Source organism: Bradyrhizobium sp. DOA1, from assembly GCF_001593325.1.
Taxonomy (GTDB): Bacteria; Pseudomonadota; Alphaproteobacteria; order Rhizobiales; family Xanthobacteraceae; genus Bradyrhizobium.
This window is the reverse complement of the sequence record NZ_JXJM01000001.1, coordinates 5108880-5131451: the sequence shown is the minus strand read 5'-3', so window position 1 is coordinate 5131451 and position 22572 is coordinate 5108880. Positions and strand designations below refer to the sequence as shown.

26 protein-coding genes and 1 other RNA gene are annotated in these 22572 nt (G+C 63.9%); 15 read left to right on the top strand and 12 right to left on the bottom strand.

The genetic code is table 11. The features are described 5' to 3' along the window. From SE91_RS37245 to SE91_RS23900, 3 genes are all read right to left on the bottom strand, one after another. Nucleotides 1-557: response regulator (locus SE91_RS37245; RefSeq protein WP_502687150.1), on the bottom strand; the 557-nt coding region annotated here is incomplete at its 3' end. Then, nucleotides 554-2071 carry an ATPase domain-containing protein gene (locus SE91_RS23905; RefSeq protein WP_061849354.1) on the bottom strand — a complete coding sequence of 506 codons (1518 nt, stop codon included), beginning with the start codon at nucleotides 2069-2071 and terminating at the stop codon, nucleotides 554-556. The genes SE91_RS23905 and SE91_RS37245, both read right to left, overlap by 4 nt. Nucleotides 2072-2316: 245 nt before the next feature. Continuing rightward, complete coding sequence (locus SE91_RS23900; RefSeq protein WP_061849353.1) at nucleotides 2317-2814, bottom strand: GNAT family N-acetyltransferase; 498 nt, start codon at nucleotides 2812-2814, stop codon at nucleotides 2317-2319. 588 nt (nucleotides 2815-3402) lie between these two features. Between SE91_RS23900 and SE91_RS23890 the strand changes: the two genes are divergently transcribed. Together SE91_RS23890 and SE91_RS37240 are read left to right on the top strand one after the other, a co-directional pair. Beyond that, nucleotides 3403-4158: an outer membrane protein gene (locus tag SE91_RS23890; RefSeq protein ID WP_061849352.1), complete on the top strand. Its 756-nt coding sequence runs from the start codon at nucleotides 3403-3405 to the stop codon at nucleotides 4156-4158. Nucleotides 4159-4210: 52 nt separating this feature from the next. Beyond that, nucleotides 4211-4393 carry a hypothetical protein gene (locus SE91_RS37240; protein WP_061849351.1) on the top strand — a complete coding sequence of 61 codons (183 nt, stop codon included), beginning with the start codon at nucleotides 4211-4213 and terminating at the stop codon, nucleotides 4391-4393. 194 nt (nucleotides 4394-4587) lie between these two features. Here SE91_RS37240 and SE91_RS23880 read toward each other — a convergent pair whose 3' ends face one another. Continuing rightward, on the bottom strand, nucleotides 4588-5031 hold the full coding sequence (locus SE91_RS23880) for a hypothetical protein (RefSeq protein WP_060735230.1): 444 nt from the start codon (nucleotides 5029-5031) through the stop codon (nucleotides 4588-4590). A gap of 262 nt (nucleotides 5032-5293) precedes the next feature. On the opposite strand from SE91_RS23880, the gene SE91_RS35525 reads away from it, so the two are divergent. Further along, nucleotides 5294-5578, top strand: coding sequence for a DUF3551 domain-containing protein (locus SE91_RS35525; protein WP_082813797.1), 285 nt, complete (start codon nucleotides 5294-5296; stop codon nucleotides 5576-5578). A 181-nt stretch (nucleotides 5579-5759) separates the two neighbouring features. On the opposite strand, the gene feoB is transcribed toward SE91_RS35525, so the two are convergent. The 7 genes from feoB to ssrA form a co-directional block, all read right to left on the bottom strand. Continuing rightward, complete coding sequence (gene feoB / locus SE91_RS23875) at nucleotides 5760-7631, bottom strand: ferrous iron transporter B (RefSeq protein ID WP_061849349.1); 1872 nt, start codon at nucleotides 7629-7631, stop codon at nucleotides 5760-5762. Between the two features lie 24 nt (nucleotides 7632-7655). Beyond that, nucleotides 7656-7931 carry a FeoA family protein gene (locus SE91_RS23870; RefSeq protein WP_061849348.1) on the bottom strand — a complete coding sequence of 92 codons (276 nt, stop codon included), beginning with the start codon at nucleotides 7929-7931 and terminating at the stop codon, nucleotides 7656-7658. A gap of 113 nt (nucleotides 7932-8044) precedes the next feature. Then, entirely contained in the window at nucleotides 8045-8296 is a 252-nt protein-coding gene (locus SE91_RS23865; RefSeq protein WP_061849347.1) for a ribbon-helix-helix domain-containing protein, read from the bottom strand. Continuing rightward, on the bottom strand, nucleotides 8293-8481 hold the full coding sequence (locus tag SE91_RS23860) for a DUF4169 family protein (RefSeq protein WP_061849346.1): 189 nt from the start codon (nucleotides 8479-8481) through the stop codon (nucleotides 8293-8295). Before SE91_RS23860 ends, SE91_RS23865 begins: the two co-directional genes overlap by 4 nt. Before the next feature lie 277 nt (nucleotides 8482-8758). Further along, nucleotides 8759-10192 (bottom strand): class II fumarate hydratase, encoded by a 1434-nt coding sequence (fumC, locus tag SE91_RS23855; RefSeq protein ID WP_061849345.1) that lies wholly within the window; start codon nucleotides 10190-10192, stop codon nucleotides 8759-8761. A gap of 89 nt (nucleotides 10193-10281) precedes the next feature. Then, the gene (locus SE91_RS23850; RefSeq protein WP_061849344.1) at nucleotides 10282-10800 is read right to left on the bottom strand and encodes an SspB family protein; all 519 of its coding nucleotides are present in this window, start codon (nucleotides 10798-10800) and stop codon (nucleotides 10282-10284) included. A gap of 117 nt (nucleotides 10801-10917) precedes the next feature. Then, nucleotides 10918-11283, bottom strand: a transfer-messenger RNA (tmRNA) gene (gene ssrA / locus SE91_RS23845). Between the two features lie 170 nt (nucleotides 11284-11453). On the opposite strand from ssrA, the gene SE91_RS36480 reads away from it, so the two are divergent. The 11 genes from SE91_RS36480 to SE91_RS23795 all read left to right on the top strand — a co-directional run bounded on the left by SE91_RS36480 (nucleotide 11454) and on the right by SE91_RS23795 (nucleotide 21359). Further along, nucleotides 11454-11588, top strand: a complete 135-nt coding sequence (locus SE91_RS36480; protein WP_502687149.1) for a hypothetical protein — start codon at nucleotides 11454-11456, stop codon at nucleotides 11586-11588. A gap of 278 nt (nucleotides 11589-11866) precedes the next feature. Beyond that, the gene (locus SE91_RS23840; RefSeq protein ID WP_060735234.1) at nucleotides 11867-12628 is read left to right on the top strand and encodes a tripartite tricarboxylate transporter TctB family protein; all 762 of its coding nucleotides are present in this window, start codon (nucleotides 11867-11869) and stop codon (nucleotides 12626-12628) included. Between the two features lie 7 nt (nucleotides 12629-12635). Beyond that, a complete protein-coding gene (locus tag SE91_RS23835) occupies nucleotides 12636-14150 on the top strand; it encodes a tripartite tricarboxylate transporter permease (protein ID WP_060735235.1) in 1515 nt (504 codons plus the stop codon). Nucleotides 14151-14274: 124 nt separating this feature from the next. Beyond that, complete coding sequence (locus tag SE91_RS23830; protein ID WP_060735236.1) at nucleotides 14275-15255, top strand: tripartite tricarboxylate transporter substrate binding protein BugD; 981 nt, start codon at nucleotides 14275-14277, stop codon at nucleotides 15253-15255. A 188-nt stretch (nucleotides 15256-15443) separates the two neighbouring features. After that, entirely contained in the window at nucleotides 15444-16238 is a 795-nt protein-coding gene (locus tag SE91_RS23825; RefSeq protein ID WP_008556810.1) for a thymidylate synthase, read from the top strand. A 6-nt stretch (nucleotides 16239-16244) separates the two neighbouring features. Beyond that, entirely contained in the window at nucleotides 16245-16730 is a 486-nt protein-coding gene (locus tag SE91_RS23820) for a GNAT family N-acetyltransferase (RefSeq protein ID WP_061849343.1), read from the top strand. Next, nucleotides 16730-17242, top strand: coding sequence for a dihydrofolate reductase (locus SE91_RS23815; RefSeq protein ID WP_061849342.1), 513 nt, complete (start codon nucleotides 16730-16732; stop codon nucleotides 17240-17242). Before SE91_RS23820 ends, SE91_RS23815 begins: the two co-directional genes overlap by 1 nt. Nucleotides 17243-17395: 153 nt before the next feature. Further along, nucleotides 17396-18538 carry an FtsH protease activity modulator HflK gene (gene hflK / locus SE91_RS23810; RefSeq protein WP_008556826.1) on the top strand — a complete coding sequence of 381 codons (1143 nt, stop codon included), beginning with the start codon at nucleotides 17396-17398 and terminating at the stop codon, nucleotides 18536-18538. Beyond that, nucleotides 18535-19431: a protease modulator HflC gene (hflC, locus tag SE91_RS23805; RefSeq protein ID WP_008556829.1), complete on the top strand. Its 897-nt coding sequence runs from the start codon at nucleotides 18535-18537 to the stop codon at nucleotides 19429-19431. The genes hflK and hflC overlap by 4 nt, the downstream gene beginning before the upstream one ends. Before the next feature lie 72 nt (nucleotides 19432-19503). Continuing rightward, nucleotides 19504-19710, top strand: coding sequence for a DUF2065 domain-containing protein (locus SE91_RS23800; protein WP_008556832.1), 207 nt, complete (start codon nucleotides 19504-19506; stop codon nucleotides 19708-19710). Nucleotides 19711-19853: 143 nt separating this feature from the next. Further along, the gene (locus SE91_RS23795) at nucleotides 19854-21359 is read left to right on the top strand and encodes a Do family serine endopeptidase (protein WP_061849341.1); all 1506 of its coding nucleotides are present in this window, start codon (nucleotides 19854-19856) and stop codon (nucleotides 21357-21359) included. Nucleotides 21360-21467: 108 nt separating this feature from the next. On the opposite strand, the gene serB is transcribed toward SE91_RS23795, so the two are convergent. Beyond that, complete coding sequence (serB, locus tag SE91_RS23790) at nucleotides 21468-22373, bottom strand: phosphoserine phosphatase SerB (RefSeq protein ID WP_061849340.1); 906 nt, start codon at nucleotides 22371-22373, stop codon at nucleotides 21468-21470. A gap of 11 nt (nucleotides 22374-22384) precedes the next feature. Here serB and SE91_RS36475 point away from each other — a divergent pair. Further along, nucleotides 22385-22572: isopentenyl transferase family protein (locus SE91_RS36475; protein WP_283806273.1), on the top strand; the 188-nt coding region annotated here is incomplete at its 3' end.

Sequence of the window (22572 nt, the reverse complement as noted above, 5' to 3'; positions counted from 1 at the left end):
TGGCGAAGCGTCTCCTCGACCCGGATGCGCTCCTTCATTTCGAGGCGAAGCTGCTCGTTGGCTTCCTCCAGCGCCCGCGTCCGCTCCACCACCAGCTTCTCGAGCTCCTGCGCCGTCTGCTCGCGTGCGGCGAGCAGCGCCCGAATCTCGTACTGGCGCCGCCGTGCGCGCAACGCCGATTGAATGGCGCTGGTCAGCGTCATCGGCTGCACCGGCCGTTCGAGTAGCGAAACGTTGCGAAGGAGCGAGACGATGCTGCGCCGCCAGGCCATGACGGCCGGCTGCTCTCTGTGGCTGGTCAGGACGACGAAGGGCAGGTCGGACCAGGGCGGCTGGCTCTCGATCCATTGTGCCAGCGATGCGGTGTCCTTTCCGAACAAGGCTTCCTCAGCGAGGAAGACGGCACCGGCGCCGGCGGCGATTTCGCCGACGAGTTCGGGGAGACTGCGGCAGTTGCCGGCATCCAGGTTCGATCCCCTGAGCAGCTCGACGGCTGCAGGTCCGTCGCGCCCGATCGGCGCGAAGACGAGAACGCGTTGATCTCGCTCGCCGCTCATTCAGCGGTCCCTTCCGGCGATATCGCCGGGCCGGTATAGCGCGGCGTGCCGGTGAAGATGCCGCTGAAATCCTTGAGAGGTGGACCGAGCTTGATACCTGTATGGGTCAGCCGGAATTCACGGATGGTATGCTCGTGATTTCCGCTGCGCTTCTTCACCACAGAAAGCGCGCGGCGCACCATCCCGCCGAGCTCGAAGTAGCGCAGCATGAGAACGGAGTCGCTGAGATAGCTGATGTCGAGGTTGGTATCCGTCGGCCCGACCAGCCCATGTTGTGCAAGGATGAGGATCGTGAGCACGCCTTGCTGCGCCAGAAAGCTCAGGAGCTCGTGCATTTGCAGGATGAGAAACCGCTCGTCCGGCATCGCGTTCAGATAGCCGTTCAAGCTGTCGATGACGATGATGCGGGCATTGTCACGCTCGACGCTCGCGCGTACATTCGCCGCGAATTCGCCCGGCGAAAGTTCGGCGGGATCAATCTGCTGGAAGCGGATTTTGCCCGATTCGAGATGCTGTTCGAGTCCCAGGCCGAGTGTACGCGCGCGCGCCTCGACCGTGCCGCGACCTTCGTCGAAGGCAAAAAACACCGCATGCTCGCCGCGCTCGGCCGCTGCGATCGCATAGGTCAGGGCGACTGAGGATTTGCCCACGCCGGCTGCGCCGATGAGAAGCGCGTTGGTGCCGCGCTCGAGCCCACCGCCGAGGAGTTGGTCTAATTCGGCGTTGCCGCTCGGCGTGAACTCCCCGAGAAACGACTTGTGATGTTCCGCCGCAACGAGACGAGGAAAGATTTTCAGGCCACCTTTGTCGATGATGAAGTCGTGGAAGCCGCCGCGAAACTTGATGCCGCGCATCTTGATCACGCGAAGCCGCCGCCGCTCGGCGCCGTAGTCGAGGGCGAGCTGTTCGAGCATGACCACGCCATGCGCGATCGAATGCAGCTGCAGATCGTCCTGGGACGACGAAAGGTCGTCGAGCAAGATAACCGTGCAGTTGCGGGTGGTGAAGAAATGCTTCAAGGCCAGGACCTGGCGCCTGTAGCGCAGCGGGTTCTGGGCAAGTAGCCGGAGTTCGGACAGGCTGTCGAGAACGACGCGCGTCGGATTGATCCGCTCGACCTCTTTGAAGATCAGATTGGTGGTTTCACTCAGCTCCATCTCGGCCGGATGAAAAACGGTGAGCTCCCGATCAGGATCCAGCGTCGTTTCCGGTGGCACCAACTCGAAGATGTCGACACCTTCAAGCGACCAGCCATGCCGTTGCCCGACCAGCGTCAGCTCGCGCTTGGTCTCGGATAGGGAGATATAGAGCACGCGTTCGCCCTCGCGCACGCCACTCAGGAGGAATTGGAGCGCGATCGTGGTCTTGCCGGTGCCGGGCCTCCCCTCATAGAGATACATCCGGTTGGCATCGAAACCGCCGCCCAGAATGTCGTCCAGGCCATCGCTGCCCGTGGAAACCCTCGGCAAATCCGTCAGGTCGCTGTCGGCAGCAGCCTTGGATGGACCGGTCATCAGACCCCCCTACAAAAGTTCTTCCAAAAGCCCCGCCTTTGCCGCGGGCGTACGCCCCGGGGCTCGGACCAAACGAGGTCCATACAAGGAACTCGCGAGCGGAGATCAGGTTCCCGGCGCGCACGCATTGTCGCAGGTCCGCAGCCAAATTCGCCCCCGACTGTGACAACGATTCAGATCGTGTCGGTCTAAAACTGCACAGAGACGAACCGGGGCAGCGTTTGGCTGGCGGCCGAAGGCGGCGATCAAGGCCCGATGCGGTAGATCACGACCCTTTCGCCGTTACGGATCGTGCTCCGCTCCAGGAGATAGTTCGATTTCTCCAGCGCGCGGCGTGATGCAACGTTCGCGACATTCACGATGCCAATGAGCGAAAGCAATTTCAGCCGTGATAGCCCGAGGTCCGTCAGCGCGGTTGCGACCTCGCTTGCAAATCCCTGGCCCCAGAATTCGCGTTTGAACGCGTAGAGAATCTCGATCTCGTCGACATCATCCACGCGAATGTGCCGAAGCCCAGCGCGTCCGGCAAAAGCACCGTCTTCCGTGCGCAGCGTCCAGAATCCGAAACCGTGCTCGTTCCAATGCGCCATGTTGGTGGCGAGATAGGTCTTCGTGACCTCGGGCGTCCGCACCCCGCCGAGATAGCGGGAGACCTCGGCATCGAGATGCAGCGCGACGAGGTCGGCGAGGTGGCTTTCATTCAGCCTTTCGGCCGTCATCCTGTTGGTGCGGAAGTGATTCAATGAGGTTACCCGCGTTCGACGAGAACGTTCGACGATATTATCCTGCCGACGTCTTACTCGACCTCTCGATCGCCCGCATGAGGCGCAGGTTTGATCTGCATCAAGCACGCGCAGGCCGACCGCGTCACAACCCCGCATTAAACTCACAGGTTGACAGGCGCGATGATCCCGACTTGGTATGTCACCTTTGAAATTCGACAGCGCGGCGTTTTGCCGAGGCAGCGCAGTCCGCGCGAGACGCGGACGTTTGCGACCGAGGACGAAGCCAAGTCGTTCGCGCGCGCCAAGCTCGATGAAGGCCTCTCTGTTTTTGCCGGTACGATCAATCCTCACGTTCCAAGGCGGGTCATTCCGACGCCAGCCATCCACGCGTGGCTCAGCGATGACGATCCTCCGCCGCCAGGAGCCTCGAGCGCTTAAGCACGCTACAGTGCACAGAGATAGCCTTCGGGTGTTGCCATTTTGGCACGGGCTTCGAGCCCATGCCGCGTAAGCTTCCTCATACTCGTAAGTCTTACGAATCCGCATAAGCGCTACCTGCGGACGATCAGACGAATCGGAACGAACGAGCAAAAAGGGGATGAGACCATGAGGAAATTTACGACGGCTGCGATCGGCTTCGTGGCACTGAGTCTGGCGGCTCCCGCCATGGCGGCCGACATGGCCGTCAAGGCGCCGCCGCCGGCACCCGTGGTGGCGGTCTACAATTGGAGCGGCTTCTACATCGGCGCCAACGGAGGCTGGGGGCAAAGCCGTGGTTGTATTGACTTCGTCACGCCCGCTGGGGCGTTGGCAGATGGCTGCGCCGATCGTTCCGGAGGCCTTGTCGGTGGACAGATCGGGTACCGCTGGCAAACCAATCAGTTTGTGCTTGGTCTGGAAGCTCAGGGCGATTGGGCCGACATCGAGAACACGCGCGTCAGTCTGATCGATCCATTGATCTCGACGACGGGCAAGATCGATGGCATTGGGCTGTTCACGGCTCAGATTGGTTGGGCATGGAACGCTTCGCTGCTTTACGTGAAGGGCGGCGCCGCAGTGACCCGCAATCGCTTCGATATATTCAACAACCTCACCGGCGTCGGCTTGGCTTCGGCAGGTCATACGCGCTGGGGCGGAGCCCTGGGTGTCGGCTGGGAATATGGTTTCGCGCCGAACTGGTCGGTCGGTATCGAGTATGACCATCTCTGGATGGGACGCGACGATTTCGGATTCGCAGGCGTGGTCACGCCCGGCGGGTTCGCCCTCACCGGCAGTGGGGTCAGCCAGGATGTGGACATGGTCACGCTTCGGTTGAACTACCGCTTCGGCGGGTTCGGTGCGCCGGTCGCGGCTCGCTATTGATCTTGTGTCTTCCCGGTGAACCCAGGCCCCGGCATCGACCGGGGCCTTTTCATTGGAAGCCGACGAACACACGAAGGATGTCCGGCATCAGCTTCTGAGATCATCCAGCACGCTGCTTCCTGTCGAGCAGGACGATGTGACGCTGGTTGTTGTCGATGAAGTCGAGGATACCGAGCTCGCGCAGCTGCCCGAGAGCATGCTCACGCCGGTGGCGGCTGCTTGCGGACCGGGATGACACGGGTCAAGGGCGTATGCGTCGCGAGGACCACGACCACGGTCCGGCACACACGCCGGGCGGCGCGAAGGTGCCTTCGGTGGCAGGGGGCATGTGCGCTCAATACGAATAGGCGCCATGTGCATCGGCGCCCGGATCATCGCCGCACGCATTGCCTTCGTGATCAGTGCGTATCACGCCAGAGGTCGCACGGATTACCAGGACCGGTACCCAAACCAAGCAAACGGTCCCTGACGCGCCGCCAGAACCATCTGCGGCGTCGCGTGTCGCTTCGACCGCATGGCAACGTGTTGGGACTTGCGCGGCCGCTTGCGATCGACGACCTCGCGCGGAGGCGGATCCGTGTGCGCCATGGCGAGTGAATCGGCAAGCGCTGGAGTTTTTGCCCGGGTGATCGGCGGCTCTGCACGGTCGAGAGGAGCCGCGGCCTGTGCTGTCGCGATATCAGCCGGCGTCGCGACGATGACCAGCATGCTGGTATCGAGGACCACGCGCTCGGGCCAATTGCGATCCGAGTGAATGCGTATTGCCGGTTGGTCCGTGGTCGTCTTCTCGACGACCGGGGCCTCGGTCAGACAAAAATCCGCAACGAACAGGAGCGCGAGCAGCGCCGCGCCGACCTTCCAGAAATACGCCAACAACGGCATCTCGGTCGCTCCGTGCCCCCCACAATGGGCCCAGCTTGCGACAACGTCGCGCCATTTTTGGAATGGTTGCGTGTGCTAGCTTGATTCAGATCAAGCGTACCGAGAGATCTCTATCTTGGGCTCGGTCATTCGTCGCCCTGTAGCTCTGATCTGGCAGCTCGGCTAAGACGTGCACGCACAATTGTATTGAAGTTTGGAGCAAGCGAGAGATTTTGCACGCAGAAGCCGGCTGAATTGAAACCAGGAGCTGAAGATGACCCGCCCGCTTTTCGCAATTTTATCGGTTGGCATAATCATGGTGTCCACGGTCTCGGTCTCGTCTGCTGGAGAGCGAAAGTATCGTCATGGCTATGTCGCCCCGAGCGGTCCCATGGATCGCTACTGCTTGCAGGGCCGGATATGGGGATATCCGGGAAATTGCCAATTCGCGACCTATGAGCAGTGCCTGGCAAGCGCTTCAGGCACGAATTCCTATTGCGGCGTCAATCCGGGCTACGCCTTCGCGTATGACCCTCGCGGTCAGTGGTATCCGCGTTAGGGATGTTGATCCGGCGCCCGGCAATTCCCCGATGATGCCATTGTGCCAGTGTTTTGCCCGACGGAGCAAGGCGCGCGCGGCCCGTCGCCCGGGTGATGTTTGCCCGCGCGTAAGCCATTGATTCCACGGCCCCCGTCTACTGTGCATGGGGTTGTTTTGGCAGCTTGGTTTTTGAAGAGGGCTACCCCGCGCCCAGCGCGACCGCGACATTGTAGGTCACGAGGCTCGCCGCATAGGCCAGCACCAGCATGTAGGTGAAGGTCACGCCCATCCAGGCCCAGCTTCCGGTCTCGCGCCGGATCACAGCCAGCGTCGAGGCGCATTGCGGGGCGAAGATGTACCAGGCCAGCATCGACAGCGCGGTCGCCAGCGACCATTTCGTCGCCAGCACCTGGCCGACCTGCTCGGCCGCCTCCTTGCCGCCCTCGATCGCATAGACCGTGCCGAGCGCTGCGACCGCGACCTCGCGCGCCGCCATGCCGGGGATCAGCGCGACTGCGATCTGCCAGTTGAATCCGACCGGCGCGAGCAGCGGCTCGAGCGCCTTGCCGATCATCGCGGCCAGGCTGAAGTCGATCGCCGGCTCGGTCGCGCCCGCCGGCGGCTGCGGGAACGAGGCCAGGAACCAGATCAGCACCATCATCGAGAAGATCGTGGTGCCGGCGCGCACCAGGAACATCTTGGCGCGGGTGTAGATTCCGATCGCGATCGACTGCAGCCGCGGCATCTTGTAGTCCGGCAGCTCCAGCATGAACGGCGCCGGGGCGAAGTCGCGCAGCATGAAGAATTTGATCAGGAACGACACGATCAGCGCGCTGGCGATGCCGGCGGCGTAGAGGCCGAACATCACGAGGCCCTGGAGGTTGATGAAGCCCCAGACGTCCCTGGCCGGAACGAAGGCGGAGATGATCAGCGTGTAGACGGGAATGCGCGCCGAGCAGGTCATCAGCGGCGCGATCAGGATCGTGGTCAGCCGGTCGCGCTTGTTGTCGATCACGCGCGTCGCCATGATGCCGGGAATGGCGCAGGCAAAGCTCGACAACAGCGGAATGAAGGCGCGGCCGTGCAGCCCGGCGCCGCCCATGATGCGGTCCATCAGGAAGGCGGCGCGCGCCATGTAGCCGAAATCTTCCAGCAGCAGGATGAACAGGAAGATGATGATGATCTGCGGCAGGAACACGATGACGCTGCCGACGCCGGAGATCACGCCGTTCTGAAGGAAGCTCTGCAACAGGCCGGCGGGCAGGGTGGCGTGGACGAGCTCGCCCAGCGCGTCGAAGCCGGAGTTGAGCAGATCCATCAGCGGCTGCGCCCAGGCGAACACCGCCTGGAACATCACGAACAGGATCAGCGCGAGCACGATGAGGCCGCCGACGGGATGCAGCACGACCCGATCGATCCGCGCGGTCCAGGTGTCGGGCCTGGCAGGCAGGCTGACGCAGTCGGCGATGATGCGGTCGGCTTCGCGCTGGGTGGCGCGCAGCTCGCTGACGCTGAGCGCGCGCCAGCTGTTCTCTTTCGGCTCAGCGGCGAGCTTGGCCGAGATCTCGTCGGTCAGCGCCAACAGATCGGCGGTGCCGCCCTTGCGCACCGCGATCGAGGTGACCACGGGCACGCCGAGCTCCTTGGCGAGCCGCTCGACGTCGACATTGATGCCGCGGCGGGTGGCGATGTCGAACATGTTGAGCACGAGGATCATCGGCCGGCCCGTGCGCTTGAGCTCGAGCAGCAGGCGGATGGTCAGGCGCAGATTGGTAGCATCGGCGACGCACAGCACGAGATCCGGCATCGTCTCGCCGGAAGCCTTGCCGAGCACGAAGTCGCGCGTGATCTCCTCGTCCGGGCTGCGGCCGCGCAGCGAATAGGTGCCGGGAAGATCGACCACGGAGACCTGGCGTCCCAAGGGAGTGACGAAGAAGCCTTCCTTGCGCTCGACGGTGACGCCCGGATAGTTCGCGACCTTCTGCCGACTGCCGGTCAGGGCGTTGAACAGCGAAGTCTTGCCGCTGTTCGGCGTGCCCACCAGGGCGAGATGCAGCAGGGGTGATTCCATGGGATGAGCGGGTCCGGTCGCAGCTTACGCGACGATGATGGCCATGGCTTCGCGACGACGGACCGCGATGGTGATGTTGTCGACCCGCACGGCGATCGGATCGCGTCCGACCAGCCCCTCATGCAGGACCTCGACCCGGGCGCCCTCGACGAAGCCGAGCTCGATCAGCCGGCTCTCGAGCTCGACGTCCGAGAGCGCCGAGCCCGCCTCGCGGGCGGACAGATGCTGGATGACGCCGGTATAGCCGCGCTGGGCCAGACCAAGCGGCATCTGCGGGCGCGTGTCATTGGTGTCGGTCATGCCCTGTATTTTCAATGCAGGGCATCGAGGTCAAGCGCGCCGGTTGGCCGAAGCTGCACCTTAGAGTGATTTTAAAGTGCAGATCGCGACACGGCCGGAAACGGCCTGGTGACCTACTGAGCCGGGACCTTTTCCGGGTGGGCCGCCATGGCGCGGCTCTTGAAGTAATCCAGCACGAACAGGCGGATCGCCGACGACAGATTGCCCTGCTGGCGGTTGTTGTCGATCTCGCCGACGAGCTCGGACAGCGTCATGTTGCGCAGGCCCGAGATCTCCTTCATGCCGTTCCAGAACGCCTCTTCCAGGCTGACGCTGGTCTTGTGGCCGGCGACAACGATTGACCGTTTCACGACGGGCGACTTCATGGCTGCTCCTCGTGATCGATCCGGTGCTGGTCCAGATGCTCCTTGGCCTGGTCCGCCCGCTTCTCCTCCGCCGACCGCTCCGCCTTCGTGCGACCGAACTTCGCCCGGTTGGCGTCCGCCTGCTTCGCCGAAGCTTCCCGCTCGGCGCGCTTCCTGAAACGATTCAGGTTGATGACGTTCCCCATGCCGCGTCTCCATCACCCGCTCCTCTTTGTGCCGGATGAAACGTTCACAAACAGGGCGCCGCAATGCGCCCCACAAGACTTGATTGCCATATGCGTGTCCTCGTCAATCGGCCCCTCGGGCCATCAAACGATGAATTCGCCCCGTCGAGGGCAGTGGGCTCGCGTAGCACGCTGCCCCGCCGGAACATTGACGGTAATCAAATCCCGCCCTTAAAGCCCTATAATTCTGCGGGTCGAGCGTCCGTATCACTACGGATGGCTATCGGAATTCGGAATGTTATCCCGGGCTGGTCATCTTCTCCGGGCGCACCAGGCGGTCGAATTCATCCGCCGAGACGAAGCCGAGCCGCAGCGCTTCCTCCTTCAGCGTGGTGCCGTTGGCGTGCGCCGTCTTGGCCACTTTGGCCGCGTTGTCGTAGCCGATCTTCGGGGCGAGTGCAGTCACCAGCATCAGCGAGCGCTGCATCAGCTCACCTATGCGGGTCTCGTCGGCGCGAATGCCGCTGACGCAATGTTCGGTGAAGGAGCGCGCGGCGTCCGCCATCAGGCGGATCGAATGCAGCATGTTGTAGGCCAGCACGGGCTTGTAGACGTTGAGCTCGAAATGACCCTGGCTGCCGGCGACTGTGATCGCGGTGTGATTGCCGAACACCTGGCAGCACACCATCGTCATCGCCTCGCATTGCGTCGGATTGACCTTGCCCGGCATGATTGAGGAGCCCGGCTCGTTCTCCGGCAGGATCAGCTCGCCGAGCCCCGAGCGCGGACCGGAGCCGAGCAGGCGGATGTCGTTGGCGATCTTGAACAGGCCGGTCGCGACCGAATTGATGGCGCCGTGCGCGAGCACATAGGCATCGTTCGAGGCCAGCGCCTCGAATTTGTTGGCGGCGCTGGTGAAGGGCAGCTTCGTGATTCCGGCAACGTGCTTTGCGAACAGTTTTGCAAAACGCGGCTTCGCGTTGAGGCCGGTGCCGACGGCGGTGCCGCCCTGCGCCAGCGGATAGAGATCCTTTGCCGCGACCTTGAGCCGGGCGATACCGCTCTCGACCTGCGCGGCATAGCCGGAAAACTCCTGACCGAGCGTCAGCGGCGTCGCATCCTGCGTGTGGGTGCGGCCGATCTTCACGATCTTGGAGAACTCCTTTTCCTTCTTGCGCAGCGCGCGGAGCAACTCGCCGAGGGCGGGGACGAGATCGGCATTGATGCGGCTTGCCGCCGCGATGTGCATCGCGGTCGGGAATGAATCGTTCGACGACTGGCTCATATTGACGTGGTCGTTGGGATGGACCGGCTTCTTGGCGCCGAGCTCGCCGCCGAGCAATTCGTTGGCACGGTTGGCGATGACCTCGTTGAGGTTCATGTTGGTCTGCGTGCCCGAGCCGGTCTGCCACACCACCAGCGGGAAGTGATCGTCGAGCTTGCCCTCGATCACCTCGCGCGCGGCGCGGATGATGGCGTTGGCGCGGCGCTGGTCGAGCAGGCCGAGTGCGAGATTGGACTGCGCGGCGGCAAGCTTGACGATGCCGAGCGCATGCACCAGCGAAATCGGCATACGATCGGTGCCGATGCGGAAATTCTGGCGCGACCGCTCGGTCTGCGCCCCCCAATAGCGATCGGCGGCGACCTCGATGGGACCAAAGCTGTCGGTCTCGGTGCGGGTGGAGGAGCGGGCGATCTTAGAGCGGGAAGCTTTGGCCATGAGCACATCCATTTCGCCGCGCGAAACGCCGCGCGGCCTCTTGAGATGCACTTCTATATAGGGAGTTTGGCCGGGCGCGACGGGTGCGGGCCCACCCTAGATCATTTCTTACGGAAACGATCGAGCCGCACGACCTCGGCGCCGCCCTGGTTTGTCGGGGTCGGCTCGTCGGCAGCTTCCACCTTCTCCATGGCAGGTGCCGGCACCGACACGGCCGATGGCGCGGGAGCGGCCGGCAGATTTTCAGGGGCGACCTCGGCGACGTCGGACGTGTCGAACTGCAGGCCGAATTTCACGGACGGATCGAGGAAGCTCTTGATGGCGCTGAACGGCACGATCAGCCGCTCCGGAATGCCGCCGAAGGACAGGCCGACCTCGAAGCGATCCTCGAGCACGGTCAGGTCCCAGAACTGGTGCTGGAGGATGATCGTCATCTCTTCCGGATACTGCGCGAGCAGCCGCGACGACAGTTTCACGCCCTCGGCCTTGGACACGAAGGTGATGAAGAAATGATGCTCGCCCGGCAATCCATGGGCGGCGGCGTCGGTCAGCACCTTGCGCAGCACGCCGCGCAGCGCGTCGCGGGCCAGCACATCGTATCGGATATGGTCGGTCGCCATGGTGGTCCTGTCGCATCCCCGGAGCCGGTCCCTGCCGGTCCGACTCGCCACGCTGCAATAGTACCGCGCCTGACGGGTCAGCAGGAGTCCCCGCAGGGAAAAGAAATCAAAAAGCAAAGTGGAGGCTTCTGTTGCCAGGTGCCTCCGAACCCCGCCTAGCGGAGCTTAACCCGCTAGGACTTTAAAGTGGTCTTTCAAACTGCGTTACGCAGCCTGAGCAACCAGAGCAAAGTTGTCGTTGGCAACTATTGCAGTAGCCCGATAACGGCGGAACAATACCGGGAAAAAGCACGCCCTTTACGCCCTCGTCGATCCTATTTCGCCCCCGCCAAAGCCCACTTCTGGGGTAAGCCCTTGTGGGCTTTGGTGGAGGCGCCGGGTACCGCCCCCGGGTCCGAATGGTTTATTGCGACGACCGTTTATTTCCATAGCCGGCGAACCGGCAGCCCCAATATAGGGCGCAAAGCTTTCGAAAAACAGGGGTTTGGAGCAGATTGGCTGCGGTTTCCTTTGGACAGGTTCCAGGCCATCCTGGCCGCGGCGCGACCCCTCGTTCTAAGCTCCTGACATGTCCTTGGATTCAGCAACGGCATAGAGCCGGATACCCCGCCCGCTCCGCCAAGCCGGTCGCGCTGTTCCTGCCGTTCGCCCGAATGTCGCTGGCCGGATTCGCAGGCGCGCTGATGTTTGCCCGGCGCGCGATCGTCGAGCAGCAGCTCCTCTGCCATTTCCTGCCCCAGCCCAACATCGACAAACTGTCGATGCTCAATCGCGCTGGCCCGGCCTGATCCAGGCTGCACTGCTCCGCTGTCGATTGCGCAGCTGGCTGCGAGCGCCCTGATCCTGGCCCATCGACCGATCGCACGATTGCTGCACTGCTTCTGACCGCGGCGGTTGCGGTGATCGCATCAATCTCGCGCATCAATCCACTCTGGCTCCCGCCTGTTGGGTTTTGCTGGCATTGTGTGATGAAAATCGCTAGGCAGTGATCCGGGGCGGGGGGATCCGGTTCCAGCCGATTTAGAACAACAGTGCTCGTGACTTACGGGTCGCGGAGGAGACATGCATGGCCGATACGATGGGCCACTCAGCGACGGCCACCCGAAACACCCGGTTGGCGGTCGGCTTTTGTCTGCTGGCGATCGCGCCGCAGATTTTCGAATTGATCTGGTCGATCGGGACGATCTTCGGCTGGGGCACCGGCCGCGGTCCGGCGACGGTGATCACCAGCCATGCGACGGCGCTGCTGTTCGGCGCGCCCAGCGCCGTCTTCGGATCGTTCGGTGGCGGCAACAAGAAGATGGCGTCCGAGGTGCTGCTGGCGCTGATCTATTCCTACCCGCTGTTTGCGGTGGCGATCCTCACGTACTTCATGACGATCCGGTCTGCACAGGACTATGTCGGCGGCGTCGTCATGATGGCGGTTGCGCTGTTCGCGCTGTGGGCAGGGAGCGACTTGCAGGGCATGCGGGGCTTTTCATTCGGCGCGGGGACCGCGCCGCGCATGTTCGGCGGGCTGCTAGTCGTCTTGTCCGCCGGCATTGCCTTGACCGGTCTTCTGACCAAAGGGCCGGCGATGGCCCATTATTCCTGGCGGGGACCGCTGTTCGTGGTGGCCGCGATCCTCTTCTTCGCCCTGTCGATCCGGTCCCTCGGCCTCGTGGTCACGGCCTTTACGAGCTTCATGATCTCGGCGGCGGGCTCGCACGAGACGCGCTGGCTTGAAGCGGCTATCGTCGGCGCCTGCCTGACGCTCGGTTGCGCCATCCTGTTTCCATACATTCTCGGCCTGCCGATGCCGATGTTTCCGCGTTTCCTGATCCAGTGAGGGCGTGATGGATATCTTTGCCAACCTCGCTCACGGTTTTGCCGTCGCGTTCTCTCCGATCAACCTTCTGATGTGTCTGATCGGCGCCCTCGTCGGGACGCTGGTCGGCGTTCTCCCCGGCATCGGCACCATCGCGACGGTCGCGATGCTGCTGCCGATCACCTTCGGATTGCCGCCGGTCGGCGCGCTGATCATGCTCGCCGGCATCTATTACGGCGCGCAATATGGCGGCTCGACCACGTCAATCCTCGTCAACATACCCGGTGAGGCGACATCGGTCGTCACCGCCATCGACGGTCATCAGATGGCGAAGCAGGGCCGCGCTGGTCCGGCGCTGGCGATCGCCGCGATCGGCTCGTTCTTCGCCGGCTGCGTCGCGACCGTGCTCATTGCTCTGCTCGGTGCGCCGCTCACGAAACTGGCGCTGGCGTTCGGCCCGGCCGAATATTTCTCGCTGATGGTGCTCGGCCTGATCTTCGCGGTGGTGCTGGCCAAAGGCTCGGTGCTGAAGGCGATTGCGATGATCGTGTTCGGCCTGTTGCTCTCGATGGTCGGCTCGGACATCGAGACCGGCGCCTCGCGCATGGCCTTCAACATTCCGGAACTCGCTGACGGCCTCGGCTTTGCGACGGTGGCGATGGGCGTATTCGGTTTTGCGGAGATCATCCGCAATCTCGACGCCGGCGCCGAACTGAACCGCGATCTCGTGCAGCAGAAGATCACCGGCCTGATGCCGACGAAAAAGGATCTGGCGGATTCGACCCCCGCGATTCTGCGCGGCACCGTGCTCGGCTCGATCCTCGGTATCCTGCCCGGCGGCGGTGCAACGATCGCATCGTTCGGGGCCTATACCCTCGAGAAGAAGCTCGCCAAGAATCCGTCGCGGTTCGGTCGCGGTGCGATCGAGGGCGTGGCGGGGCCGGAGAGCGCCAACAACGCCGCCGCCCAGACCTCGTTCATCCCGCTGCTCACCCTCGGCATCCCGCCGAACGCGGTGATGGCGCTGATGGTGGGCGCGATGACGATCCACGGCATCGTGCCGGGCCCGCAGGTGATGCAGAAGCAGCCGGATCTCGTCTGGGGCATGATCGCCTCGATGTGGATCGGCAATCTGATGCTGATCATCATCAACCTGCCACTGGTCGGCATCTGGGTTCGGTTGCTGCGCGTGCCGTACCGGCTGATGTTCCCCTCGATCGTGATCTTCTGCGCGATCGGCATCTATTCGGTGAACAACGCGCCGGTCGACGTCATCCTGGCCGGCATCTTCGGTTTGGTCGGCTACTGGCTGATCAAGCACGATTTCGAGCCGGCTCCGTTGCTGCTCGGCATGGTGCTGGGACCGCTGATGGAGGAGAACCTGCGCCGTGCGCTGCTGATCTCGCGCGGCGACTGGAGCGTGTTCCTGACGCGTCCGCTGTCGGCGGTGCTGCTGGCGGTCGCGGCGGCGCTGCTCGTCCTTACGGTGCTACCGGTGCTGCGTGCCAAGCGCGACGAGGTGTTCACCGAGTCCGAGAACTGAGGCCGACGCGGCCCTGCGTCGGCGCGCCGCATTCGGAAGTCGAATCGACTTGTGTTACGGCTTCATGAAAAGAAAATGCCGGCCTTTGGGCCGGCATTTTGTTTGTGGCCAAAGGGGAAACGTCATGACCTTCATTCGCGCGCTCACGGGCGCATGTGCCGCAGCGTTCGCATCGCTGTGCACCTTCATCGCGCCGGTCGAGGCGCAAACCTACCCGACGCGCAGCATCACCATGATCGTGCCGTTCGCAGCCGGCGGACCGACTGACGTGATCTCGCGCATCGTCACCGGGCACATGGCGCAGACGCTTGGGCAGAGCATCATCATCGAGAACGTGGTCGGCGCCGGCGGCACCACCGCCACGACGCGCGCCGCGCGTGCGGCCAATGACGGCTATACGCTCATCACCGGGCATATGGGCACGCATGCCGCTTCGGTGCCGCTCTATCCGAAGCTTGCCTATCATCCCGAGAAGGACTTCGAGCCGATCGCGCTGCTGGCGGGCACGCCGATCCTGATCCTGGCGCGCAAGGACTTTCCGCCGAAGGACCTCAAGGAGTTCGTCGCCTATGTGAAGGCGAACGCCGAGAAGGTGAATGCCGCGCATGCCGGCGTCGGCTCGGTCTCGCACGTCTCGTGCGAGCTGCTGCACTCCATCCTCGACATCAAGCCCGTCGGCGTGCCCTTCAACGGCACTGGTCCCGCGATGAATGCGCTGGTGGCGGGCCAGGTCGACTACATGTGCGACCAGATCGTCAACGCCGTCCCGCAGATCAATGCCGGCACCATCAAGGCCTATGCGATCGCGACGGCCGAGCGCAATCCGTCGCTGCCGAACGTGCCGACGACGGCGGAAGCCGGCTTGCCAGCCTTCCAGGCCCAGGCCTGGAACGCGATATTCGCCCCGAAGGGAACTTCGCCTGCGATCATCGCGAGCCTGAACGCTGCCGCCATCAAGGCGCTCGACGACGAGACTGTGAAGAAGCGCCTGCTCGAACTCGGCAGTGTCATTCCGAGCCCGAAGGACCGCACGCCGGAGGCGCTGGCGGCCCTGGTCAAGGGCGAGATCGCGAAGTGGAGCCCGGTGCTCAAGCCGGCAACTTAATCAACCGGATCAAGTTGATAAGGTGATGGGCGGGACGATGAGTTCCGCCCCTTGTCGTTTGCGCCGGGAACACTCACTTTTCCGGGTATAATCGGTGAAGGCAGCGAATCGCTGCTGTCGTCGCGCTGGGGGCGCCGTTAAGTTCGCCGCCTCCCCAAAGGCTGCCGTCTTCCTAAGGTTTTTGGCACATGCACCAGTATCAGGACCTGCTCGAGCGGATTCTTTCAGACGGCGCCGAGAAGACCGACCGGACCGGCACCGGCACGCTGTCGGTATTCGGCCATCAGATGCGCTTCAATCTGTCGGCCGGCTTTCCGATGCTGACCACCAAGCGGCTGCCGCTGAAGGCGATCGTGCACGAGCTGCTCTGGTTCCTGAAGGGTGACACCAACATCAAATATCTGCGCGACAACGGCGTCACCATCTGGGACGAATGGGCCGACGCCAATGGCGATCTCGGCCCGGTCTACGGCCATCAATGGCGCTCCTGGCCCGCGCCTGACGGACGCAGCATCGACCAGATCGCGAACGTGGTCGACATGATCAAGCGCAATCCGGACTCGCGCCGCCTGATCGTCTCGGCCTGGAATCCGGCCGAAGTCGACAAGATGGCGTTGCCGCCGTGCCATTGCCTGTTCCAGTTCTACGTGGCGAACGGCAAGCTGTCGTGTCAGCTTTATCAGCGCTCGGCGGACGTGTTCCTCGGCGTGCCCTTCAACATCGCCTCCTATTCGCTGCTGACGATGATGGTCGCGCAGGTCACCGGCCTGAAGCCCGGCGACTTCGTGCATTCGTTCGGCGACACCCATCTTTATTCCAACCATCTGGAGCAGGCCAAGCTCCAGCTCACCCGCGCGCCGCGCGCGCTGCCGGTCATGCGCATCAACCCCGATGTGAAGGACATCTTCTCCTTCCGTTACGAGGATTTCGAGCTCGTCGGTTACGACCCGCATCCGCATATCAAGGCGGAAGTCGCGGTCTAGCAGCCCATGTCGCTCAAGATCCGCCGCGCGCGTCCGGGCGAAGCCGGGCTTGTTCTGGCTTTCATCCACGAACTTGCCGAATACGAAAAGCTCTCTCATGAGGTCGAGGCGACCGAGGCGATGATTGCCGACGCGCTGTTCGGCGAGAGGCCGCAGCTCCATTGCGCGGTCGCCGAGTGGAACGGCGAGGCGGTCGGCTTCGCGGTGTGGTTCGTGAATTTCTCCACCTTCAGCGGCCGCCACGGCATCTATCTCGAAGACCTCTATGTGCGGCCGTCGCATCGGGGCAGGGGCCTTGGCAAGGCGCTGCTGGTGTTTCTCGCCAAGGAATGCGTCGACAACGGCTGGTCACGCCTGCAATGGGCGGTGCTCGACTGGAACGCGCCGTCGATCGCGTTCTACAAGTCGCTCGGCGCCGTCATGATGGACGATTGGACGCTATGCCGCGTCACGGGGCCGGCGCTGACGCGGCTTGCCGGGAGTGCGTCCTGATGGAGATCGTCTTCGTCGTCGCGATCGCGGAGAATGGCGTCATCGGCGCGGGCAATGCGATGCCGTGGCAATTGAAGTCCGACTTGGCGCGCTTCAAGGCGCTCACGATCGGCAAGCCCGTGATCATGGGCCGCAAGACCTTCGAAGCCCTGCCCCGCCGTCCGCTGCCGGGCCGCACCAACATCGTGATCACGCGCGATGCGGCCTATCGCGCCGCAGGCGCCATCGTCACGACGTCGGCGGCGGATGCGGACGCGGTCGCGCGCGGCGATGCCCTGCGGCGTTCGGTCACCGAGGTCGCGGTGATCGGCGGCGCCGAGATCTTTCGGCAATGGCTCGATCGCGCCGATCGCCTCGAAATCACCGAAGTGCATGCGCGACCTGACGGCGACACGCATTTCGACATCGACAAGGCGGAGTGGGATGAGGTGGCACGCATCCGTCATCCTGCCGGCCCCGACGACAGCGCTGGCTTCTCCTATGTGACATATCGTCGGCGGCGCGGCCATTAACCGCTTTCTTCAATGTTTACATTGACTTTTTCCTGCCTGAGCATAGCTCGAAAGACGGTCAGGGCTGCGTTGTAAGGGACTTGCCTGTCCCCTATAAAGCCGGACCGGACAAAGCGGGCGGGGGCAATTCCACCCTGCCGAGGAGAGCGTCGAATGCCGTGGAAGAATCAGGGCGGTGGCCCATGGGGCTCGGGTCCAAAGGGACCATGGGGCTCAGGCCCGCAACCGGTCGGGCCGAGGCCGCCCGATCTGGAAGACCTTCTGCGACGCGGCCAGGACCGCCTCCAGCAGATCATGCCGGGCGGCTATTTCTCCGGCATCGGCATCACGCTGATCATCCTGCTCATCATCGTGTTCTGGCTGCTGTCGGGCTTCTTCCGCGTGCAATCCGAAGAGCGCGGCGTCGTGCTGCGCTTCGGCAAGCATGTCCGCACCGTGGATCCGGGCCTCAATTATCATCTGCCCTATCCGATCGAAACCGTGCTGCTGCCGAAGGCGCTGCGCGTCAACACCACCTCCATCGGCATGACGCTGATCGACGATCCGGCGCGGCGCGGCCGCTCCATTCGTGACGTGCCGGAAGAGAGCCTGATGCTCACCGGTGACGAGAACATCGTCGACGTCGACTTCACCGTGCTGTGGCGCATCAAGCCCGACGCCGGCGGCGTCGGCGCCTTCCTCTTCAACATCCAGAACCCCGAAGGCACCGTGAAGGCGGTCTCCGAAAGCGCGATGCGCGAGGTGATCGGCCGCTCCCAGATCCAGCCGATCCTGACCGGCGCCCGCAACACCATCGAGCAGGGCGTGCAGGAGCTGATCCAGAGGACGCTGGACAGCTATGGCGCGGGCATCCTCATCACCCAGGTGCAGATGCAGAAGGTCGACCCGCCGGCGCAGGTGATCGACGCCTTCCGCGACGTGCAGGCGGCTCGCGCCAATCAGGAGCAGCTGCAGAACGAAGCGCAGACCTACGCCAATCAGGTCATACCGCAGGCGCGCGGACGTGCGGCGAAGATCCAGCAGGACGCCGAAGGCTACAAGGAGCAGGCGGTGGCCGAGGCCAAGGGCCAGAGCGCGCGCTTCCTGAAGATTTACGACGAATACAAGAAGGCACCCGACGTGACGCGTGAACGGATCTATCTGGAGACGATGGAGCGCGTGCTCGGCGGCGCCGACAAGCTCGTCTATGACGGCGGCCCCAACGGCCAGGGCGTCGTGCCCTATCTGCCGCTGCCCGAACTGGCGCCCAAGCGGCAGCCTACGGCCGGTCCGCAGTCGAGCGGAGGCAGCCGATGAGGTCTCCGGTCACAGGTTTCGTCACGCTGCTCGGGCTCCTGCTCGTTGTGATCGTCGGCTACATGTCGCTGTTCACGGTGCAGCAGACCGAGCAGACCATCGTGCTCCAGTTCGGCAAGCCCGTCGACGTCGTTACCGATCCCGGCCTGCATTTCAAGGCGCCGTGGAATTCGGTGATCAACATCGACAAGCGCATCCTCGATCTGGAGAACCCGTCACAGGAAGCGATCGCCTCCGATCAGAAGCGGCTCGTGGTCGATGCCTTCGCGCGTTACCGCATCAAGGACGCTCTGCGCTTCTATCAGAGCGTCGGCTCGATCCAGGCAGCTAACATTCAGTTGACCACGCTCCTGAACGCGGCGCTGCGGCGTGTGCTCGGCGAGGTCACCTTCATCAACGTGGTGCGCGACGACCGCGAGAAGCTGATGCTGCGTATCCGCGACCAGCTCGATCGCGAGGCCGACGGTTATGGCATCCAGGTGGTCGACGTCCGGATCCGGCGCGCCGATCTGCCCGAGCAGAACAGCCAGGCGGTCTACCTGCGCATGAAGACCGAACGCGAGCGGGAAGCTGCCGAATTCCGTGCGCAGGGCGGCCAGAAGGCCCAGGAGATCAAGTCCAGGGCGGACCGCGAGGCGACCGTGATCATCGCGGAAGCCAATTCGCAGGCCGACCAGACCCGGGGTGCGGGCGATGCCGAGCGCAACCGCCTGTTCGCCGAAGCCTACAGCAAGGATGCCGACTTCTTCGCCTTCTACCGCTCGATGACGGCCTACGAGAACGGGCTGCGCTCCAGCGACACCCGCTTCCTGCTGCGGCCGGACTCGGATTTCTTCCGGTATTTCGGCAACCCCGCCGGCAGGGCGGCGGCCGAGGCGTCGGCCAAACCGTAAGCCAGACGAGGGCGGCCCCTTTTAGCCGCCCTTTGTCCACACAAGAACAGCACAGCGGGAGGTTCCAATCCGATGAGGTCCATTGCGTTCGCCGACTTCCTCATCGGCCTGGGCATCCTGTTCGTGCTGGAAGGCCTCATGTTCGCGGCAAGTCCGAACTGGATGCGCAAGGCGATGAAGAGCGCCATCGCCACGCCGGACAACATCCTGCGGGCAGTCGGGATCTGCTCTGCCGTGGCTGGCCTGATCTTGATCTGGGTTATGCGGCGCCCCGTTTAAGCGTCGCGCCAACGCCAAAGTGAAGGCGGGCGACCGGTTTTCGCCGTATTGTCGGGGTCTTGAGGCCCATTAAGCTCCGCGCTTGCGCCGTCCCCCCGTTCGAGCGCAGTCTGGCGCCAAATTCCTATTCTCTGGAGATCACAATGACCGCTGCCACCATTGCCCCGTCCCGCTTGCACCATTGGGTGCGAACCGGGCTGGCCGCGCTCACCATCGGTGCTTTCGGCGCATTCGGCACGCCGGCTCAGGCGCGCGGGCCGGACGGCATCGCCGACGTCGCCGAGAAGGTGATCGACGCGGTCGTCAACATCTCCACCTCGCAGAACGTCGAGGCCAAGGGCGGCGGCGGCAACACCATGCCGCAATTGCCGCCCGGCTCGCCCTTCGAAGAGTTCTTCGACGATTTCTTCAAGAACCGCAGGGGGCCCGGCGGCGGCAGCAAGGGCGGCGAGAACAGCCCGCCGCGCAAGACCAACTCGCTCGGAAGCGGCTTCATCATCGACACCGCAGGCGTGGTCGTCACCAACAACCACGTCATTGCCGACGCCGACGAGATCCACGTCATCCTCAACGACGGCACCAAGATCAAGGCGGAGCTGGTCGGCGTCGACAAGAAGACCGACCTCGCCGTGCTGAAGATCAAGCCGCCGAAGCCGCTGGTGGCGGTGAAGTTCGGCGACTCCGACAAGCTGCGCCTCGGCGATTGGGTGGTCGCGATCGGCAATCCCTTCAGCCTCGGCGGCACGGTGACGGCCGGCATCGTCTCGGCCAAGAACCGCGACATCTCCTCGGGGCCATATGACAGCTACATCCAGACCGACGCGTCCATCAATCGCGGCAATTCCGGCGGACCGCTGTTCAACCTCGACGGCGACGTCATCGGCGTCAACACGCTGATCATCTCGCCCTCCGGCGGCTCCATCGGCATCGGCTTCGCCGTGCCGTCGAAGACGGTGGTGGGCGTCGTCGACCAGCTCCGGCAGTTCGGCGAGCTGCGCCGCGGCTGGCTCGGGGTGCGCATCCAGAGCGTCACCGACGAGATCGCCGAGAGCCTCAACATCAAGCCGGCGCGCGGCGCGCTGGTCGCGGGCATCGACGATAAGGGTCCGGCGAAGCCGGCCGGCATCGAGCCCGGCGACGTCGTCGTCAAGTTCGACGGCAAGGACGTCAAGGATCCGAAGGACCTGTCGCGCGTCGTCGCCGACACCGCGGTCGGCAAGGAGGTCGACGTCGTCATCATCCGCAAGGGCCAGGAGCAGACCAAGAAGGTCACCCTCGGCCGCCTGCAAGATCCCGAAAAGGTGCAGGCCGCGGTGAAGACCGACGAGCCCGCGCCCGAGAAGCCGGTGACGCAGAAGGCACTCGGCCTCGATCTGGCGACGCTGAGCAAGGATTTGCGCACGCGCTACAAGATCAAGGAGAGCGTCAAGGGCGTGGTCGTCACCAATGTCGACGCCAATTCCGACGCCGCCGAGAAGCGTCTCTCCGCCGGCGATGTCATCGTCGAGGTGGCGCAGGAAGCGGTGTCGAGCGGTGCCGAGATCCAGAAACGGGTTGACCAGCTCAAGAAGGACGGCAAGAAATCGGTGCTGCTGCTGGTCTCCAACGCCGACGGCGAGCTGCGGTTTGTCGCGCTGAGCGTGCAGTAGATGGCTTCTCGTCATGGCCGGGCTTGACCCGGCCATCCACGCCTTTACGGCGCGGACCGAACAAGACGTGGATGCCCGGGGCAAGCCCGGGCATGACGAACTTGAGAGCTACGCCTCCACGAACTCGTCCCGCCGATATCCCTGCGCGTACAGAAGCGCGGTGAGATCGCCGTGATCGATCCGCGCCGCCGCGGCGGCCGCGACCGCGGGCTTGGCGTGATAGGCAACGCCCAGTCCCGCCGCCTGGATCATCGCGAGGTCATTGGCGCCATCGCCGACCACGATCGAGTCGAGGTCGTCGAGATCGAAGGATTCCATCAGATCAACCAGCGTTGCGAGCTTTGCGGCACGGCCGAGGATCGGCTCCTTCACCTCGCCGGTGAACTTGCCATCGCGCACGACGAGTTCGTTGGCGCGGTTTTCCTGGAAACCGATCTTCGCAGCGACCGCACGCGTGAACAGCGTGAAGCCGCCCGAGACGAGGCAGGTGTAGGCGCCGTGCGCGCGCATGGTCGCGACCAGTGCGCGACCGCCGGGGGTCAGCGTGATGCGCTTCTCGAGCACCTCGTCGACCGCGCTGGCGGGCAGGTCCTTGAGCAACGCCACGCGCTCGCGCAGCGCCGGCTCGAACTCGATCTCGCCGCGCATCGCGCGTTCGGTGATGGCGGCCACATGCGCCTTCACCCCGACGAAGTCGGCGAGCTCGTCGATGCATTCCTGGCCGATCATGGTGGAATCCATGTCGGCGAGAAAAAGCTTCTTGCGCCGGAAGCCGGCTGGCTGCACGACGATGTCGATGGGCAGGTCGCCGCGGATCTCGCGAAGGCGCTGCTCGATGGCGTGGCGGTCGCCTCCGAGGTTACTATTGGCGCCGAAGGGAATGTCGACCGCGACCCCGTCGAACAGCCAGTGCGCGGGCGCTGCCTGAGGCAGCACGGCGCGGGCGCCGTCGACGATGGTGGAGTCGAGCGCAGGATTGTCGGGATTGCAGATCAACGTGGCGACAAGGGACATTTGAGGTTTTCGTGAGCGAGGGGCAAGTCGGCAGAAGGCCCGTTGGCAAGGCCGTGCTTATCGCAGGCCCGACCGCCAGCGGCAAGTCGGCGCTGGCGCTGGAGCTTGCCCGCGCCACCGGCGGTATCGTCATCAATGCCGATTCCATGCAGGTCTACCGTGATCTCCGCATCATCACGGCGCGGCCGACAGGGGCGGA